The sequence below is a fragment of the Paraburkholderia sp. RL17-373-BIF-A genome (assembly GCF_046030175.1).
Taxonomy (GTDB): domain Bacteria; phylum Pseudomonadota; class Gammaproteobacteria; order Burkholderiales; family Burkholderiaceae; genus Paraburkholderia.
Window position 1 is genome coordinate 73,970 of sequence record NZ_JARESO010000027.1, and the last position, 16,866, is coordinate 90,835.

At 60.8% G+C, this 16,866-nt stretch carries 13 protein-coding genes; 8 read left to right on the forward strand and 5 right to left on the reverse strand.

The annotated features are described in order from the left end of the window. Nucleotides 1–109 precede the first annotated feature (109 nt). The 3 genes from betC (at nucleotide 110) to P0D80_RS28960 (ending at nucleotide 4,068) form a co-directional block, all read left to right on the forward strand. Nucleotides 110–1,648, forward strand: coding sequence for a choline-sulfatase (gene betC, locus P0D80_RS28950; protein WP_408288643.1), 1,539 nt, complete (start codon nucleotides 110–112; stop codon nucleotides 1,646–1,648). Between the two features lie 51 nt (nucleotides 1,649–1,699). Beyond that, entirely contained in the window at nucleotides 1,700–2,650 is a 951-nt protein-coding gene (locus tag P0D80_RS28955; protein WP_408288646.1) for a choline ABC transporter substrate-binding protein, read from the forward strand. 269 nt (nucleotides 2,651–2,919) lie between these two features. Then, a complete protein-coding gene (locus P0D80_RS28960; RefSeq protein WP_408288649.1) occupies nucleotides 2,920–4,068 on the forward strand; it encodes a porin in 1,149 nt (382 codons plus the stop codon). Nucleotides 4,069–4,128: 60 nt separating this feature from the next. Here P0D80_RS28960 and P0D80_RS28965 read toward each other — a convergent pair whose 3' ends face one another. Further along, on the reverse strand, nucleotides 4,129–5,049 hold the full coding sequence (locus tag P0D80_RS28965) for a LysR family transcriptional regulator (RefSeq protein WP_408288652.1): 921 nt from the start codon (nucleotides 5,047–5,049) through the stop codon (nucleotides 4,129–4,131). 110 nt (nucleotides 5,050–5,159) lie between these two features. Between P0D80_RS28965 and P0D80_RS28970 the strand changes: the two genes are divergently transcribed. Next, entirely contained in the window at nucleotides 5,160–5,801 is a 642-nt protein-coding gene (locus P0D80_RS28970) for a glutathione S-transferase family protein (RefSeq protein WP_408288655.1), read from the forward strand. A gap of 33 nt (nucleotides 5,802–5,834) precedes the next feature. Continuing rightward, a complete protein-coding gene (locus P0D80_RS28975) occupies nucleotides 5,835–7,883 on the forward strand; it encodes a 2Fe-2S iron-sulfur cluster-binding protein (RefSeq protein WP_408288658.1) in 2,049 nt (682 codons plus the stop codon). Nucleotides 7,884–7,911: 28 nt separating this feature from the next. Here P0D80_RS28975 and P0D80_RS28980 read toward each other — a convergent pair whose 3' ends face one another. Further along, entirely contained in the window at nucleotides 7,912–8,589 is a 678-nt protein-coding gene (locus P0D80_RS28980) for a TetR/AcrR family transcriptional regulator (RefSeq protein ID WP_408288661.1), read from the reverse strand. A gap of 71 nt (nucleotides 8,590–8,660) precedes the next feature. Here P0D80_RS28980 and P0D80_RS28985 point away from each other — a divergent pair, with 71 nt between their 5' ends. Next, on the forward strand, nucleotides 8,661–9,305 hold the full coding sequence (locus tag P0D80_RS28985) for a glutathione binding-like protein (RefSeq protein ID WP_408288664.1): 645 nt from the start codon (nucleotides 8,661–8,663) through the stop codon (nucleotides 9,303–9,305). 91 nt (nucleotides 9,306–9,396) lie between these two features. On the opposite strand, the gene P0D80_RS28990 is transcribed toward P0D80_RS28985, so the two are convergent. From P0D80_RS28990 to P0D80_RS29000, 3 genes are all read right to left on the reverse strand, one after another. Continuing rightward, the gene (locus P0D80_RS28990; RefSeq protein ID WP_408288666.1) at nucleotides 9,397–10,752 is read right to left on the reverse strand and encodes an epoxide hydrolase family protein; all 1,356 of its coding nucleotides are present in this window, start codon (nucleotides 10,750–10,752) and stop codon (nucleotides 9,397–9,399) included. A gap of 354 nt (nucleotides 10,753–11,106) precedes the next feature. Then, nucleotides 11,107–12,708, reverse strand: coding sequence for a DUF6345 domain-containing protein (locus P0D80_RS28995; protein WP_408288669.1), 1,602 nt, complete (start codon nucleotides 12,706–12,708; stop codon nucleotides 11,107–11,109). A 177-nt stretch (nucleotides 12,709–12,885) separates the two neighbouring features. Then, nucleotides 12,886–14,637, reverse strand: a complete 1,752-nt coding sequence (locus P0D80_RS29000; protein ID WP_408288672.1) for an FAD-binding protein — start codon at nucleotides 14,635–14,637, stop codon at nucleotides 12,886–12,888. 347 nt (nucleotides 14,638–14,984) lie between these two features. On the opposite strand from P0D80_RS29000, the gene P0D80_RS29005 reads away from it, so the two are divergent. Together P0D80_RS29005 and P0D80_RS29010 are read left to right on the forward strand one after the other, a co-directional pair. Then, on the forward strand, nucleotides 14,985–15,977 hold the full coding sequence (locus P0D80_RS29005; RefSeq protein WP_408288675.1) for an ABC transporter substrate-binding protein: 993 nt from the start codon (nucleotides 14,985–14,987) through the stop codon (nucleotides 15,975–15,977). 334 nt (nucleotides 15,978–16,311) lie between these two features. Continuing rightward, entirely contained in the window at nucleotides 16,312–16,845 is a 534-nt protein-coding gene (locus P0D80_RS29010; protein WP_408179176.1) for a MarR family winged helix-turn-helix transcriptional regulator, read from the forward strand. Nucleotides 16,846–16,866: the final 21 nt, after the last annotated feature.

Sequence of the window (16,866 nt, forward strand, 5' to 3'; positions counted from 1 at the left end):
ACGGCAATAGTGGTGCACATGGCGGGCTCGGCACGCTGGCAGCCGCTCGCAGTTGCATCCATCACGACATTTGCACCAACACTTGCGATTCTATTCGAGGCACGCACCAATGCTTGACACCAGGAAGAATATTCTCATTCTGATGGCCGACCAAATGACGCCGTTCGCGCTCGCCGCTTACGGACACCGTCTGACGAAAACGCCCAATCTCGATCGCCTCGCGAAACAGGGCGTGGTGTTCGAATCGGCCTATTGCGCGAGTCCACTGTGTGCGCCTTCGCGGTTCTCCTTTTTGTCGGGCAAGCTGCCTTCCGCGATCGGCGCCTATGACAATGCAGCGGAATTTCCGTCGCAGACGCTGACCTTCGCGCATTATCTTCGGGCCGAAGGATATCGCACGATTCTCTCCGGCAAGATGCATTTCTGCGGCGCCGATCAGTTGCACGGGTTCGAGGAACGGCTCACCACCGACATCTATCCCGCCGACTTCGGTTGGACCCCCGACTGGGACAACTTCGAAGCGCGTCCCACGTGGTATCACAACATGAGTTCCGTGATCGACGCGGGCCCATGCGTGCGCACTAATCAACTCGACTTCGACGACGAGGTCACGTTCACCACCCGTCAGAAACTCTTCGACATCGCGCGCGAACGTCATGCGGGCAAAGACGCGCGGCCATTCTGCATGGTCGCCTCGCTGACGCACCCGCACGACCCGTACGCGATTCCGCAAAAGTACTGGGACATATATCGCGACGAAGATATCGACATGCCCGCGTTTCGCGATTCGTTCGAAGACGCCGACCTGCACTCGAAGCGCTTGCGCCATGTCTGCGAAACCGATCGCACGCCGCCCACCGATCAACAAATCCGCAATGCGCGCCGCGCCTACTACGGCGCGATCTCCTACGTCGACGACCAGTTCGGCGCGATCCTCGAAGCGCTCGACCAAGCCGGGCTCGCGAAAGACACCGTGATCGTCGTGACGTCCGATCATGGCGAGATGCTCGGCGAGCGCGGCCTTTGGTACAAAATGACTTTCTTCGAAGGCGGTTGTCGCGTTCCGCTGATCGTGCACGCACCGCAGCAATTCGACCCACATCGCGTGCAGGCATCCGTCTCGCATCTCGATCTGGTGCCGACGCTGGTCGAACTGGCGCGCGGCGAACAACCGGCTGCGTGGCCCGATTCGCTCGATGGACAAAGCCTCGTGCCGCATCTGCTGGGGACTCAAGGCGGCCATGACGAAGCCATCGGCGAATATCTGGCTGAGGGCGCGATTGCGCCGATTGTGATGTTGCGGCGTGGGCGCTTCAAGTTCATTCATACGTCGGCCGATCCCGATCAACTCTACGACGTGGCGGCTGATCCGCTCGAACGCGAGAACCTTGCCGCGCGCAGTGAATATGCATCACAGGTCGCGGCATTTCGTGAGGAAATCGCGCAACGCTGGGACCTCGCCGCGTTGCACAACGAAGTGCTGCAAAGCCAGCGGCGCCGCCATTTTCATTTTGCTTCCACGACGCAAGGCACGGTCGCGTCATGGGACTGGCAGCCGCTCGTCGATGCGAGCCAGCGCTATATGCGCAATCACATCGATCTCGATACGCTCGAAGCAATGGCGCGTTTTCCCGCCGTCGCCCGTTGATCCTCACGCTGCTAACGACCCCATCCACCCCACGAACAGGAAGCCGACATAATGAAAAAGCTCTTCAAACAGGCGGTAACCGGCGTTGCGCTGCTGTGCGCGGCAGCCACTTTCGCGTCGGCCGCCGAGCCACAGTCGTGCGCGCAGGTCAACATGGCGGGGCCGGGATGGACCGACATCGACGCGACCAATGCGATGACCGGCGTGCTGTTGAAGGCGCTCGGCTACAAACAGAACGTCGCGAACCTGTCGGTGCCGATCACGTATCAAGGCCTGAAGAAAGGGCAGATCGACGTATTCCTCGGCAACTGGATGCCGGCGCAAGCGCCGGTCGTCAAACCATTTGAAGAGGAAAAGTCGATCGAGGTCGTGCACCCGAATCTGAGCAACGCCAAGTTCACGCTCGCCGTACCTGACTATGTGGCCGCTGCCGGCATCCATTCGTTCGCTGATCTGGCGAAGAATGCCGATAAGTTCGACAGCAAGATTTATGGCATCGAGCCTGGGGCGCCGGCCAATCAGAACATCAAGAAGATGGTCGACGACAAGGCGTTCGGACTCGGTAACTGGAAGCTCGTCGAATCGAGCGAGACCGGCATGCTTACGCAAGTGGAGCGCGCGGTGCGCGAGAAGAAGTGGATTGTCTTTCTTGCGTGGGAGCCGCATTTGATGAACACGAAGTTCAAGCTCACGTACCTCGATGGGGGAGACAAGTACTTCGGGCCTAATTACGGCGGCGCCACGGTCAATACGGTTGCGCGCAGTGGCTATGCGGCGCAGTGCCCGAATATCGGCCGCCTGTTCAGGCAACTCACCTTCAACGTCGATCTGGAAAACGGCGTGATCACCGAAGTACTGGAAAAGAAGACTGGCGTGGATGCAGCGGCGACAGAAGCGCTCAAGCGTCACCCCGAATTGTTGAAGTCGTGGCTCGACGGCGTGAACACAGCCAGCGGCGCCAATGGCCTGCAAGCCGTGCAAACCGCACTCGGCGTGAAATAACAGCCGCATTCCTAACGATGAGGTCGCCGTGCGACAGAATTATGTCGCATCCGGTCGAATCCTCGTCAATCTGGACTCGTATTCTTGATCCGGCGATGCGGACATGATTGGTCACTGCATGCATCGTAGATAGCTCCAATCCGTTTCACTCGGTCTCAGCCGGTTTCGAACTGCCCGTCATGCGAGAAGTGCCGCGCGCTGGTCAACAGCACGCAGCAGGGATCGCTTTATCCAACGAAATAAGCAGGCAAAGAGCAGGGGAGAATTAGATGAAGAAGAGAAATGCCGTCAGCCTTTCGGGACTCGCGATCGCGGCAAGCGCTGTATGCGCGCCGACGGCTGCCCATGCGCAAAGCAGCGCCACCCTGTACGGCATTCTGGATGCCGGCATCACCTACGTGAACAATGCCGGCGGGGCTCACCAGTTCAAATTCGATGACGGTATTTCGTACGGCAACCGGATCGGCTTCAAGGGCGTCGAGGATCTCGGCGGCGGCTTGCAGGCCGTGTTCGTGCTCGAATCGGGGTTTCACTTGGGCAACGGGCAATTAGCATTCGGCGGCGCCGAGTTCGGACGCCAGGCTTATGTCGGCTTGAAGAACAACTGGGGAACGCTTTCGCTGGGTAATCAACTCGACATGACCGAAGAGTTTGTCTACCTCTATAACATCTCGGCATGGGCGAGCGGCTACGCGATCCATCAAGGCGACTTCGACCGGATGAACGGCGACCGGCTGCCGAATTCGGTCAAGTTTCTCTCCAACGACTATGCGGGCTTCTCGTTCGGCGGCATGTATTCGTTCGGCAATACGGCGGGCGACTTCCACAACAAGAGCGCGTGGAGCGTGGGCGCGCGTTACGAGCATAGTGCCTTCAACATGGGCGCGGCCTATACGCAGTTGAACAACCCGAACGGCATCTATGCATTCGACCCATACGCGATGATCGGCACGCGCACGTTCCTCGGCAAGCCGACCGTATCCGTCGATCCGGCGACCGGCGCGGTGACGGACCTGTATAGCTCGTCGCCGTTCCCGGTCGACAAGCAAGGGGCGTTCGCGGTCGGCGCCGCCTATACGATCGGCAACGTCATGCTGAGCGGCGACTTCACCTACACGACCATCAAGGGTCTCGGCGAAACCTCGCATATGCAGGTCTATGAGGCGGGCGCCTCGTACACCTTCACGCCCGCGTTGATGCTGTACGGCGGCTATCAGCACACGCGGTTCGAAGGCAATCACTGGAATCAGGGCTCGCTCGGGCTCCATTACCTGTTGTCCAAGCGTACGGACGTCTATATCTCCGGCGACTACCTGCGCGCGTCGGATGGCGTAAACGCGGTGATCGGCTACAGCTTTACGCCGTCCACATCGAACACACAGACCGACGTGCGGATCGGCATGCGGCATTCGTTCTGACGTGCGGCGAAGGTTTTCAGATTTTGCGGTGTCCCGGGTCACGGGACACCATCCACGCCGTCACGATGCGCGCTCGAGCTGCTTCTTGAACGTGTCGATCAGCGCCCGCACTTTTGGCGGAGGATGGCTGGTGGGCGGAAAGATAGCCTGAATACTGGCGGGCTCGGTCGCCCATTCCGGCAGTAGGCGAATCAACCGCCCGGCGGCGATGTCGCCGCCGATCGAGAAGTCCGTCAACAGGCCGAAGCCGCCGCCGGCAAGTGTCGCCGCACGGCAGGCGTCGGCGGTGTTCACGAGCAACGCGTTTTCACAGCGCACGGTCTCGGCGTCGCCATCGCCTTTAGCTCCGTTGCGCTGCAAGTCGAGCGTCAGCGGACGCGGCAGGACCGTCAACGCGCAGAAGGGCATCGCCGACAATTCGGCGGGCGTCTGCGGCTGTCCCCATATCTCGACGAAATCCGGACTCGCCACGACCCACTTGACGAAGCTGCCGAGTTTCACCGCGCGGTAATTGGAATCGGCCAGCCGGCCGAGGCGAATCGCGACGTCGATGCCGTCCGCGATGAGATCCACATATCGGTCGGTGCACAGCAACTCGACATTGAGTTGCGGATGCGTGCGGCGCAGTTCGACGAGCACCGGCGCGACGGCAAGCGAACCGTAATCGATCGGCGAGCTCACGCGCAACATGCCGCGCACGGACGCCGTTTCGCCGCCGATCGCCGACAGCGCGTCTTCCGTGGCGCGCAGGATCTTCACGCTCGCGTCGTAGAATGCGCGGCCCGCTTCGGTCAAACCGAGCCGCCGTGTCGTGCGCACCAGCAGGCTTGCGCCCACCTCGGCCTCGAGCCGCTGCATGTTCGTGCTGACCATCGTCTTGGCGAGACCCAGACGCGCTGCCGCGGCGGTCAGCGAACCCGCGTCGACGACCGCGACGAAGATCGCCAAGCGGTTGAGGTTTACGTCGCGTACGTCGGCCATGGTGGATTGTCCATCTTCGATTGATTGTGTTTCCCGGATTATCAGGCTTCTGCAAGGTGGCTCGTGCGCATTATGCTCGATCCATTCCTTCACGTTTTCCGGAACCCGTCATGCCCGTTGCCCGACCCGCCCAGCCGATCCGCCTCCATACGACCCTGCTTTCCGGCCACGGCCATCGGGTGAAGCTGTTTCTGACCCTGCTCGATCTGCCGTTCGAAGTGGTCGAACTGGACATGAAGGCCGGCGAGAACCGCAAGCCGGCGTATCTGGCGCTCAACCCGTTCGGACAGGTGCCGACGATTCAGGACGGCGACATCACGCTGTTCGATTCGAACGCCATTCTCGTGTATCTGGCGAAGCGTTACGGCGACGCCTCGTGGCTGCCGGAAGACCCGCTCGGCGCGGCCGCGGTGCAACGCTGGCTGTCGCTCGCGGCCGGCCAGATCGCCTATGGGCCGTGCACGGCGCGGCTCGTCACCGTGTTTGGTGCGCCGCACGATCACGACACCGCGAAGAAGCTGGCCGTCAAGCTGTTCGACGTGCTCGACGGCGAACTGGCGCACAAGCCGTTCGCGGCGGGCAATCAGGTGACGATTGCCGACATCGCCGCCCACACCTACATTGCGCACGCGCCGGAAGGCGGCGTGTCGCTCGACCCGTATCCGAACATTCGTGCGTGGCTGCGCCGCGTCGAGGCATTGCCGCGGTTCATCGCGATGCCGTCGACAAAAGCGGGGCTGCTCGCCGAATGAGCGGCTGATCTTTCACGACACCGGAGTCCGGTCATGTCCACCTTTATCCCACTGAATGGCTGGGGCGTCGACGCCTCGCCGTTTCACGCGGCCGAACTGGCCGCCCAGCAGCGTGCCGGGGTGAGAAGCATGGCGGAAGCGTCCGGACGCCGGGGGATTCGCCGCTACATGCCGGATCAGCATCGCAAGTTTTTCAGCGAGCAGCCGTTCATGGTGTTCGGCGGTGTCGATGGACACGGGCAGCCGTGGGCGACGGTGCGCGCCGGCATGCCGGGCTTCGTGTCGTCGCCGGATGCGCAGACGTTGCGCATCGAGGGCGGTGTGTTGCCCGGCGATCCGCTCGCGGATAGCTGGCGGGAGGGCTCGATGATCGGCGGCCTGGGGCTGCAGCCGCAGACCCGCAGGCGCAACCGGATTAACGGCGTCGTGAGGTCCGTGGACGGGGCCGCGTTGACGCTCGACGTTCGCCAGAGCTTCGGCAACTGCAATAAGTACATCCAGAGCCGTACGCCGACCTGGGTGGAGCAGAGTACGTCGGAACCTGCCACGCCGCCGGAAATAGCGACCCAACTCAGCGATGCCGACCGCGCGTTACTGGCGCGGGTGGATACGTTTTTCATCGCGAGCGCGAATCTTGCGGAAGATGCGGACCTTGCCCGCGGCGTCGACGTGTCGCATCGCGGTGGCGCGCCAGGCTTCGTTCGAGTCGACGATGAGCACACGCTGACGACACCCGACTTTATCGGCAACAACTTCTTCAATACGATCGGCAACCTGATCCACGATCCGCGCGCCGGACTGCTGTTCATCGACTTTGCGAGCGGCGATCTGCTGTATATCGCGGCGCGCGCTGAAATCGTATGGGACGGCGCGGAACTGGCTGCGTTCGAAGGCGCGCAACGGCTCGTGCGTTTTCACGTGCAGGAAGTGCGGCGCAGCCGGAGCGCGTTGCCGTTCCGTTGGTCCGACGTCGAGTATGCGCCGCAGTTTGCGGCCGCGGTGCGTAAGCCGGTGGCTGCCTCGCCCTGGCACAAATTGAAGGTTGCGGCCGTGGTCGACGAGACAGCGTCGGTTCGCTCCTTCTATTTCGAATCGATCGACGGTGTGCCGTTGCCGCCGTACAAGCCGGGGCAGTTTCTGCCGATCCGCGTGCCGGTGTCGGACTCCGCCACGCCTTTGTCGCGCACCTACACGCTTTCCGATGCGCACGATCCGCAGCGGTATCGAATCAGCGTGAAGCGCGAAGGCGTGGCTTCGGCATGGCTGCATGAGCACCTCATTGACGGCACGGAAATCGAAGCGATGAAGCCGCGCGGCGCGTTCGTTTTCGATGAAGACAGCCCGCGGCCCGCCGTCCTTATCTCGGCGGGCATCGGCATCACGCCGATGATGGCGATGCTTCGGCATGCGTTGGCAGCATCTCCCAGTGAGGTTGCGCGAGCGAAGCGGCTGTTCTTCTTTCACGGCGCGCGCAGCGATCGCGAACGTCCGTTCAGTGCGCAATTGAAAGAGCTTGCCGCGCGCAATGCGGCGCTGTCCTTGCATCTTTTCGATAGCGCCGCCGATGGGTTGGCCGAAGGCGTGTCGGCCGGGCGTGTGACTATCGACGCGTTAAAGCGCGTGCTTCCGTTCGATGACTACGACTTCTATCTGTGCGGCCCCGAGTCGTTCATGCGTGATCTGTATGAGGGCCTCCGCGGCTTGAATGTCGCGGATGAGCGGATTCGTTTCGAGGCTTTCGGTCCGGCGACCGTCAAGCGTGCGGTTGTCGTAAACGCGGAGACGAAACCGGTTGAGACTTCGGCGCAAGACACCGGCGCTGTGCAAGTGACTTTCGCGCGTTCGGAGCGGACGATTCAATGGTTGCCGCGCGACGGCAGCTTGCTCGAATTTGCCGAAGCGCACGGTATCGACGCGCCGTCCAGTTGCCGAGCGGGTGTATGCGGGACGTGTTCGACGCGACTGTTGTCGGGCAAGGTCGAGTACGACGGCGAAGTCGAGGCGCAAATCGAACCCGGCGCGGCACTGGTTTGCATGGCACATCCGGTTGCTGGCGATGCGGGCGTGACGTTGGATCTTTGATCGACGGCCTCTAGCTTTCGGTAAAAGTCTAGGACTTCGTTTTGCGTCGCCCGCGTGGTTGCGGATCGGCTGGCAGCTCGTCGCGCGTGCCGCAGATCAACGCGATGCCGGCCTCGGCGGTCGCTCGCAACGAATCGCTCGAGTCGCCCGCACGCGAGCGCAGCGCGATGCTGTGAAGGATCGCCGAAGCGATTTTCGCCAGCATGGCCGGATCCGAAGCCGCACTGAGTTCGCCCTCTGCTTTGGCGCGTTCCAGCCGCCGCTCGAATGCGCGATCGTAGGTAGTCAGGCCGCCGAGGAGCTTGTCGCGAACTTCGCCATCGTTTCTTGATTCCACGAGTGCCGTACCGATCAGGAAACATCCGCGAGGCGCCTCGCCGGGAGGAAGGTACATGGCGAGCGCGGCGTCGTACACCGACTGCAAGGCCTTCGCCAATGGGCGATCTCCGGCGAGCGCGGCTTCCATCCCCTGACGCCCGAGTTCGATGTATTGATCCAGCGTGTTCAGATAGAGCGCGTGTTTATCGCCGAATGCGCCGTATAGACTCGGCCGGTTCATGCCGGTCGCGTCGCTCAGCGCGTCGAGCGACGTGCCGGAATAGCCGCCATGCCAGAACGCGTCCCGCGCGTCGCGCAGCGCCTGCTCGGAATCGTAGCCACGAGGCCGTCCGCGCGAACGCTTCTCACTTTTTGTACCGTTGTGCATAAAATTATCTAGCCGCGTCGATTTTTATACACTATAGTACAAAAATCAATCCAACAACCGGAGACGCCAGCATGGAGCTTTACTTCTCGCCGCTCGCCTGTTCGCTCGCGACACGTATTGCGCTCTACGAGGCCAATGCGGACGCGCAGTTCATCGAAGTCGATACGAAGTCGAAGCAGTTGCGTGACGGCTCCGATTTCTATCCGATCAACCCGTTAGGTCAGGTGCCTGTCTTGCGTACCGACGAGGGTTGGCTGCTCAGGGAAAACACCGCGATCCTGCCGTATGTTGCCGACGCATTTCCGGCAGCGCGGCTCGCGCCGGCAGTGGGGACCGCGGAACGCGCGAAATTGCAGGAATGGCTGGGTTTTATCAGCACGGAGCTTCATAAAGCCGTATTCGTGCCGCTGCTCGATCCGCATGCGACGGCCGACGTTCAGGCCTACACACGCAAGAAAGTCAACCTCCGACTCGGTGTGCTGGAAGCGCATCTACGCGGGCGCGAGTTTCTCATGGAGCATTTCACGGTTGGGGACGCTTATCTCGTCACCGTCCTGAACTGGGCGCAGCATAGCGGTGTCGATCTTGCCGAGTGGCCGTCCGTTGACGCGTATTACAAGCGAACGGCGCATCGTCCGCAGGTCGCTAAGGCGTTGGCCGAAGAGGTGGCGCTTTATCTCGAGGAACAGGCTCGGCGGCATGTGAATGCTGCGTGAACTGCCGTAGCGCGATGCGGCCGCGTGATACGCCGAACTCGGACCGTTGTCGCTTGCTGCGGGTAGTCGTCCGAGTCCGGCAATTTCTCATTTACGTGCGCAGCGGCCTCAACCCTGCGCGGACCTCTTCGGCAAATAGTTGCGGTTGCTCCCACGCCGCGAAGTGGCCGCCTTTATCGAGCCGGTTGTAATAGATCAGGTTGTGATACGCCCGCTCTGTCCAACTGCGCGGAGCCTGATAGTTCTCGCGCGGAAAGACGCTTACGGCAGCGGGGACGGATACATCGGCGGCGGCCAGGAAGTTGAAGTGCGACTCCCAATAGAAACGCGCCGCGGAAACCCCCGTGTTCGTCAACCAATACAGGGTGATGTCGTCGAGTACATCGTTGCGCGTCAGCTCGCCGGCCGATTCCCCGTTGACGGAGTGCCCGAACACGGCCGAGGTCAGTGCCGCCGCCGGCTGCTCATACCCGTCGCCATGGTCGAGAAGCCAGCTCGCGAGGCCAATGGGAGAGTCCGACAATCCAGAGAGCGTTTGCGGGCGTGTGCCCATTTCCAATGCGTAGGCGCGTCGCTTCATGGCCGCGGAACTCAGTTGTTCGTAAGCGTGCTTTTCGTCGGCGGAGAGGTTGGCTGGCGGCGGATCGCCGGCTTGAAGCGCCTTGGTGATTTCCGGTGGAACAGTCGCCGGGAAATTGACGTGGATGCCTAACAATTCCGGTGGCGCCTGCTTGCCCATTACGTTGCAGACAACACCACCGAGATCGCCGCCTTGCGCGGCAAATTTCTCGTATCCGAGGCGCTTCATGAGGACGACCCATGCACGCGCGGTACGCTCGGGGCCCCAACCGGTCGTGGTCGGCTTGCCTGAAAATCCGTAGCCCGGCAACGACGGAATGATCAGATGAAACGCGTCGGACGCACTCGCGCCATACGCGGTTGGATTGGTCAGCGGATCGATGATCTTGAACTGCTCGATCACCGAACCTGGCCATCCATGCGTGACGATGAGCGGCATCGCATTCTCATGTTTCGAGCGGACGTGAATGAAATGAATGTCCAGTCCGTCGATCTCGGTCACGAAATTCGGCAGCGAGTTGAGCTTCGCTTCGCACTTGCGCCAATCGTAGTCGGTTGTCCAATGGCGCGCGAGTTCCTGGATCATCGCGAGCGGCACGCCTTGCGAGTTATCCGTGACGGTCTCCCGATCAGGCCATCTCGTCGCCTTGATGCGTCGGCGCAGGTCGATGAGTTGCGATTCCGGGACATGCACGCGGAGCCGGCGAATGGCGGTCCTGTCGCCGCCCGTCGCCGGGGCAATTTCAGTAATCGCTTGATTCGTTTCCGCGAACGCGAGCTGACTCAATGAGCCGGCGGCAACGGCCGCCGCTGCTACGCTGACAAAACGGCGGCGAGAGGGCGAGTGAGGAGGGAGGTTGTCTGACATGAAGTCTCCGATCGGCGATGAAGCCAGGCTTACCCATCAATGGCAACATGATTTCACGATTTCACGAGCGATTGGCAGGCGGTATTCGATGTAGGGTGGACGTATTGGAGCGCGCGGAGGTATCCCGCGTGTGTCGGGAGGGGCGGTTTTTGTATGCGCGGGTATCGGTGAACCCGGCAGATACGTTGCGATACAAAGCGGAACCGTATCGGCGCACACGGCGGATCCGCTTTCATTTCAACGGCGCAGGTTCGCAGTTGGAGAGTGGTTCATCGACGACGCCTCCAACTGCCACAGACGTGTGCCGCTTGACCCACATCTACAGCAGTTGGAGTACGAGGCTGAGTGTTGCGCTCAGCAGGTCGTCCACATCGCGGCGAGCCACGTCGGCGAGGTCGGATCATTGGCGACCGAGCCATAGTCCCACGCGTGGTCGTTGACGGGATCGACTCCGTCCTTGCCCACCCACATCGCGCCGACCCAGACGTTCGGACCATCGGGCGCGGCGGCGCCGTTCGTCGCCGGCTGAATCTCCCGGGCTGTGCGGAACCACGAATCGATGATGGTGCTGCCGCCCTTCGCGTACTGGGCGAGTTTGCGTCCTTCGTCGGTGTTGTCGAAGGTGATCGCGCCGTAGCCCATCAGGATGTGCATGCCATCGAACGCGCCATCCCAGCGGGCCAGCACGTCGCCGCCGCCACTTGCGAGCAGGTCGTCCTGCAATGGGCCGCAGGCGGCAATCGTCGCCCATTCGAGATCGCTTTGGCCCCACAGGTCGCCCGGTGTTTGTGGTCCGGCGCCGATTTCGGCGAAGTCGAGGAATCCGTCGTCGGGTTTGGACAGCACCCAGCCGTTCATATTGGCGTGCCCCGTGTAGAACACGAAGTCGGCGTTGTCCACCCAGGTGTCGTCGTTGCGACGCCAATCCGATTCCCATGCGTTGGCATCGCCCCAGTTGAAATCGATGTGCCAACCTGCTGCCGCCCATTCGTCGACGAATCCTTGCGCGTTGGCCTGGCTCCCCGCCAAACCCCCGCTCTGTCCGATCCACGATGTCCCGGCTTCCCACGGCCGCGTCACGGTTGCGGCGGCAAACGACCGGCGCAATTTGCCGGCAGCTTCGGTCTTGGCTTTTTCCTTCGACACCGTGGCGGGCCTGGCCGACTTTGGCCGTTTCGCTTGCGGCTCGCCGAAGGTGAGCGGTGGACCGAAGTCGGTGGCGGCGAGCATGACCTGCCGAAGCGGCACGCGTTGTTTGCCGAACACGGCCGTGGCGCGGCACACGTACACCGGATAGAGGAATTCCTGCGCGGTAAACGACGGCGCTGCGTAATAGGCGAGCGACATGTCGAAGGATTCGATTTTCATCTGGCTCATGAGGCCGTGAAATTGTTCCTTCACTTTGTCCGGCGCGATCATTTTCGCGTCGAATTCAGCCACCACTGTGCGCCAGCCGCCGCTAAAGCCGATCACGCTGCCTTTGTGTCCCAACGTCACAGTCAGATCGCTGCCACCGCCGACTACGGGAATCTTGTCGACCATAACTGGGTACACCACCTGTACGTCAAGACGCCGGTTTTGCCGCTTGCCGTCCTTGCGTAACGCGAAATGAGTGCCGCCGATCACCGGCTTGCCATAGGAAAACGGCGCCTTCAAAGCAGGCAGCAAACCTTCCCGATGCAGAAAGTCTTTGGCTATCGACAGTGCGTCGTCATCGCCCGGCAGTTCCGCGCTGACCGATGGTCGCCACATCTGCGACTCGTCAGCGGCCCACACGGCGCCGCTGGCATTGGCAATTTCCACGACGTGGTGGGCGTTGCGCAGTACTTTGCCGTCGCGCGTTTCGCTGAGCCGGAACTCATCGTGCAGGCCGAAGATTTGCCGCCCGAGCATCGCCAGGCGCTTGACGCTGGTGTCTTGGGGTTCGAGCCGGTAAATGGGCAAACTGTCTTTCATGATGAACTCCTTGTGCGCATACATACGGGGCGACGACAGGCGATATAAGGAAACCGCCAATCAAAGGACGACGAGCGCGCAAGCGAATTGAAAGACAGTGAAGGTTTGGATGCCGAAACGAGGGCGCGGAGTACGCGCCTTCATCGAATGGACGATTCAGCGGTTTGCGGTATTTGATCAGGAAAGGCCGACGTCTTGCGTACGCGATGAAGTGGACTCCGACTTGCTGATGCCCTCGGCCTGATCATTCTCGGCAAGCGCCATGGCGGCGAGATATCCAAACGTCAATGCGGGCCCGAGCGTAATTCCGGCACCGATGTAGTGACCGCCTACCGGCGAGTTCATATCGTTGCCGCAGGCATATAGTCCGGGAATCGGGCGACTATCGTCGTCGAGCACTTCTCCGTGAGATCCGGTCACGAGCCCGCGGCTCGTTCCAAAGTCGCCCGGCATCAGCTTGACGGCGTAGAAGGGCCCCTTTTCAATGGGGCCGAGACAGGGACTTGGCGAGTGTGTCGGATCACCCTTATAAATGTTGTACGCAGATGATCCCTTCCCGAAGTCCTCGTCGATACCGGTTTTCGCAAAGCGATTGTTGCGCTCGACACTGCGTTCCAGTCCGCTCGGGTCGACGCCGATCTTGCCGGCAAGTTCACGCAACGTGCGACCGCTGAACAGGTAGCCCGCTTTCTCATAGCGTCGCAACGACAAGCTGCCCGGCAAGATGACGCCAATCCCGTACTTCTTGATCGCCGTGGCATCTGCGATCAGGTGGGCCGGGATTCCGCCTGCGTTGAACATGCCCTGCGTGAAGGCATGATACGACGCCGCCTCATTCGTGAAGCGGTGTCCGTCCTTGCCTACGGCAACGAAGCCGGGCTTGGGACGGTCGAGCATGAAGTGCCCCCAGAGTTCCTTCCCACCCGCGTCGTTCGAATAGACCGACATGGGGACGTAGAAGCCGGTGTCCTGACCGTTGTGGTCGAGTCGACCGCCGGCCGATTCGCCAAGATGAATGCCTTCGCCGACGTTGCTGGGCAGCCCAAGTCCGAGTTCTACCGTTGGTTGTCGCGAGTGCTCCCGACGCATGACCTGGTTGCCGGGGTAGCCCCCCGTCGCAATGACGACGCCGCGGCGAGCGCGTACGCGGATTGTCCGACCGTCTCGCACCACTTCCGCGCCCGTGACTTTGCCGCCATCCATGATCAGCCGGGTCGCGGACGCGCGCAGCCAGACGTCGATGTTCTGATCCAGCATTGTTTTGTACAAGCGGCCTATCAATGCATTCCCACCGACGAGCCGGGTGCCGCGATGATAGTTCAGCCGGTCCACGCCATAGCGAAAAAAGCGCTTCAGTACATGGAAGAACGACCGCGCCGAGCGCGTGAAGGAGAGGAAATGGAGCAGGTCGACGAGGTCGAGCATCATCCCGCCGAATGGCGCGAAGGCCGGCAGCGGGGCACGTAGATCCTTGAAGTGCGCGCCGAGCTTGCGCCCGTCGAATTCGAGGGGGGCATGAGCGCGACCGAACATCCCGCCCTCAAGTTCGGGACTGTAGTCCGGATACTCGAGCGCCATGACTTCCAGTTCGGAGTGACGCAACAGGTAATCGAGCGCGACACGGCCCTGCGAGATGTAGGCTTCCTGCAATGAGCGGTCGACACTGGTCCCGACCGTGGCGGCAAAGTATTTTCGCGCCTTGTCGAACGAGTCTTTGAAGCCGGCCGCCTGCATAGGCGCGCTGTCGACGAACCACATCATGCCCACCGACCAGGCGGAGGTGCCCCCGACCTGGTCGGTCTTCTCCAGAACGAGCGGCACAAGCCCTTCGTTCTTTGACACGATTGCCGCCGTCATGCCAGCCGCGCCGGCTCCCATGATGATGACGTCGGCCTCGCGGTCCCAGTTCTCCGTCGTAGCGGTGTCCATGGCGGTTTTCCTGCTTTAAGGGTTTCTGTTGGATCTGGTTGGAAATCGATTTATATCGAATGATGTGTCTCGGAATGAATGATGTCAAGAAACTCCAGGGAATCCCCTGGCAAAGTCATATCTGTCTCATGTGGCGCGCGTGTCGTCTCGCCCTGAGAACTTCTTGACGCGCATAATTCCTTGTAAGATCATGCGATATAAAACGAATTGACTCGATTGTCGATCGCGATGAAGGTTGCGCTGCGTTGGCACTCTCGCAACCGGAAAGAGCGAGACAGGAGTCGTGAGCCACTAGACGACGCATCAACCCGCAGAGGTTGCATTTTCAGTAACGTTCAGGAGACGCAATGAGCAAGCTTCAGCTTTCCGTCGCCGTAGGCAACTACGACCGGATTCGGCCGCTGGTCGATGGCGAGGTGCAGATCGAGGGTGTCGATCCGGTTTTCATGTTGCAGGATCCCGAAGAGATATTCTTCCGTGCTTTCCGACATGCGGACTACGATATCTGCGAACTCTCGCTTAGCAGTTACTCGGTGAAGACCGCAGCGGGCACTTCACCCTACATCGCTGTCCCGGTGTTTCCGTCGAGAGCGTTTCGGCACACCTCGATTTATGTGCGTGCGGACCGCGGTATCAACCGCCCTGAGGATCTGAAGGGTAAGCGCATCGGCGTGCCCGAGTATCAACTCACCGCCAACGTCTGGGTCCGTCTCTTTCTCGAAGAAGAATACGGCGTGAAGGCTTCCGACGTGACGTGGGTGCGCGGCGGCTACGAGGATGCGACACGCGTCGAGAAAATCTCGTTGAATCTGCCTGACGATGTGAAACTGGAGAACGCTCCTGAAGGGCAGACGATCTCGAACCTGCTCGCAGAAGGGGAGATCGACGCGGTCATCGGGCCGCGCGCTCCTTCCTGCTTCGACCGTGGACATCCGCAGGTCAGGTATCTTTTCGACGATCCGCACAAGACCGCCGCCGAGTGGTATTCGCGCACGAAGCTTTTCCCTATCATGCACACGCTCGGAATCAGGAAGACGCTCGCGGAACGTCACCCGTGGCTGCCCGGCGCAGTAATGAAGGCGTTTGAGAAGTCCAAGGCTCTTGCCTTGACTCGGCTGAGCGATACGTCGGCCACGAAGATTACGTTGCCGTTCGTTGAGGATCAGTTGCGTGCCGCTCGCAAGCTGATGGGTACCGACTTCTGGTCATACGGTTTTGCTGACAATGAACATGTCGTTGACCGCTTTCTCGCCCGTCATTATGCGGAGGGACTGTCGAGCCGCCGGCTGGAAGCTCGGGAGCTATTCCATCCGGCAAGTCTCGAGAGCTTTGCGATCTGATCCAGGCCGGCAAGGTTAGAGGTTGCACGGAGCAGCAGTTGCCAACTCCGGCGTGGAATTGGCGTGCTGCTTTCCTGACAGCCTGATGCCGTTACCCTGTGCGCGGGGCCACTAACGGCAGCGGCCTCGCCAGACGGTGAGCGTCGACAAAGCAGCGTGCCGGTCCCGCACTATAAGTGGATTCGCGGATACAGATGAACAGACGGGTATCTGTTGTATGATCTCTGTCGAAACGAATCATCTTTAAAAAGATGATTCCGTTGGAGATAGAGTTATATCGAATGATGTGTTTTGGGTGAATAAAGTCAAAGACTCCATGTCAAGGAATGAGCGAATGCCCAAGTCAAATTCCACTGCGGCCAAAGCAACGATGGACGTTGCCGTACGACCGGCAGCAACAGAACCCTCTAACGTGTTTGATGATCGGGGCCGAACTGTGCCGTGGATGGCGCGAACGATACACAGGCTCTACGACGCGCAAGCACAGAAGATTCTCGACAGGGAGAATCTCGCGATCGCGTACTGGTACTACCTTCGAGTCCTGGCCGAACGCGGTGAACTAAACCAGCTGGAACTCAGCAAGCGCGTTGGCATTGCCTCGACCACCGCGGTACCGGCGCTGGATAACCTTGAAAAACGCGGCCTCGTGCAACGAACCCGCGATCCAAACGACAGAAGAAAGTACTTCGTCAATCTGCAGGACGAGGGCAAGCGGCTTGTCGATGAAATGCTGCCCGAGCTCACTGAGATGATTTCGTCATCATTCGACGGGATCACCCAAAAAGATATGCGCATTTTCTGGAAGGTCATGCGTCAGATCGAGACGAACCTCACCCAGAAGTCTCAAGGCGATACGGTCGTGGATTGAACGTGGGCCGGCGTCCAAGGC

Coding starts and splice junctions, on each gene's coding strand:
- betC (WP_408288643.1), top strand. CDS start 110: ATGCTTGACACCAGGAAGAATATTCTCATTCTGATGGCCGACCAAATG.
- P0D80_RS28955 (WP_408288646.1), top strand. CDS start 1,700: ATGAAAAAGCTCTTCAAACAGGCGGTAACCGGCGTTGCGCTGCTGTGC.
- P0D80_RS28960 (WP_408288649.1), top strand. CDS start 2,920: ATGAAGAAGAGAAATGCCGTCAGCCTTTCGGGACTCGCGATCGCGGCA.
- P0D80_RS28965 (WP_408288652.1), bottom strand. CDS start 5,049: ATGGCCGACGTACGCGACGTAAACCTCAACCGCTTGGCGATCTTCGTC.
- P0D80_RS28970 (WP_408288655.1), top strand. CDS start 5,160: ATGCCCGTTGCCCGACCCGCCCAGCCGATCCGCCTCCATACGACCCTG.
- P0D80_RS28975 (WP_408288658.1), top strand. CDS start 5,835: ATGTCCACCTTTATCCCACTGAATGGCTGGGGCGTCGACGCCTCGCCG.
- P0D80_RS28980 (WP_408288661.1), bottom strand. CDS start 8,589: ATGCACAACGGTACAAAAAGTGAGAAGCGTTCGCGCGGACGGCCTCGT.
- P0D80_RS28985 (WP_408288664.1), top strand. CDS start 8,661: ATGGAGCTTTACTTCTCGCCGCTCGCCTGTTCGCTCGCGACACGTATT.
- P0D80_RS28990 (WP_408288666.1), bottom strand. CDS start 10,752: ATGTCAGACAACCTCCCTCCTCACTCGCCCTCTCGCCGCCGTTTTGTC.
- P0D80_RS28995 (WP_408288669.1), bottom strand. CDS start 12,708: ATGAAAGACAGTTTGCCCATTTACCGGCTCGAACCCCAAGACACCAGC.
- P0D80_RS29000 (WP_408288672.1), bottom strand. CDS start 14,637: ATGGACACCGCTACGACGGAGAACTGGGACCGCGAGGCCGACGTCATC.
- P0D80_RS29005 (WP_408288675.1), top strand. CDS start 14,985: ATGAGCAAGCTTCAGCTTTCCGTCGCCGTAGGCAACTACGACCGGATT.
- P0D80_RS29010 (WP_408179176.1), top strand. CDS start 16,312: ATGCCCAAGTCAAATTCCACTGCGGCCAAAGCAACGATGGACGTTGCC.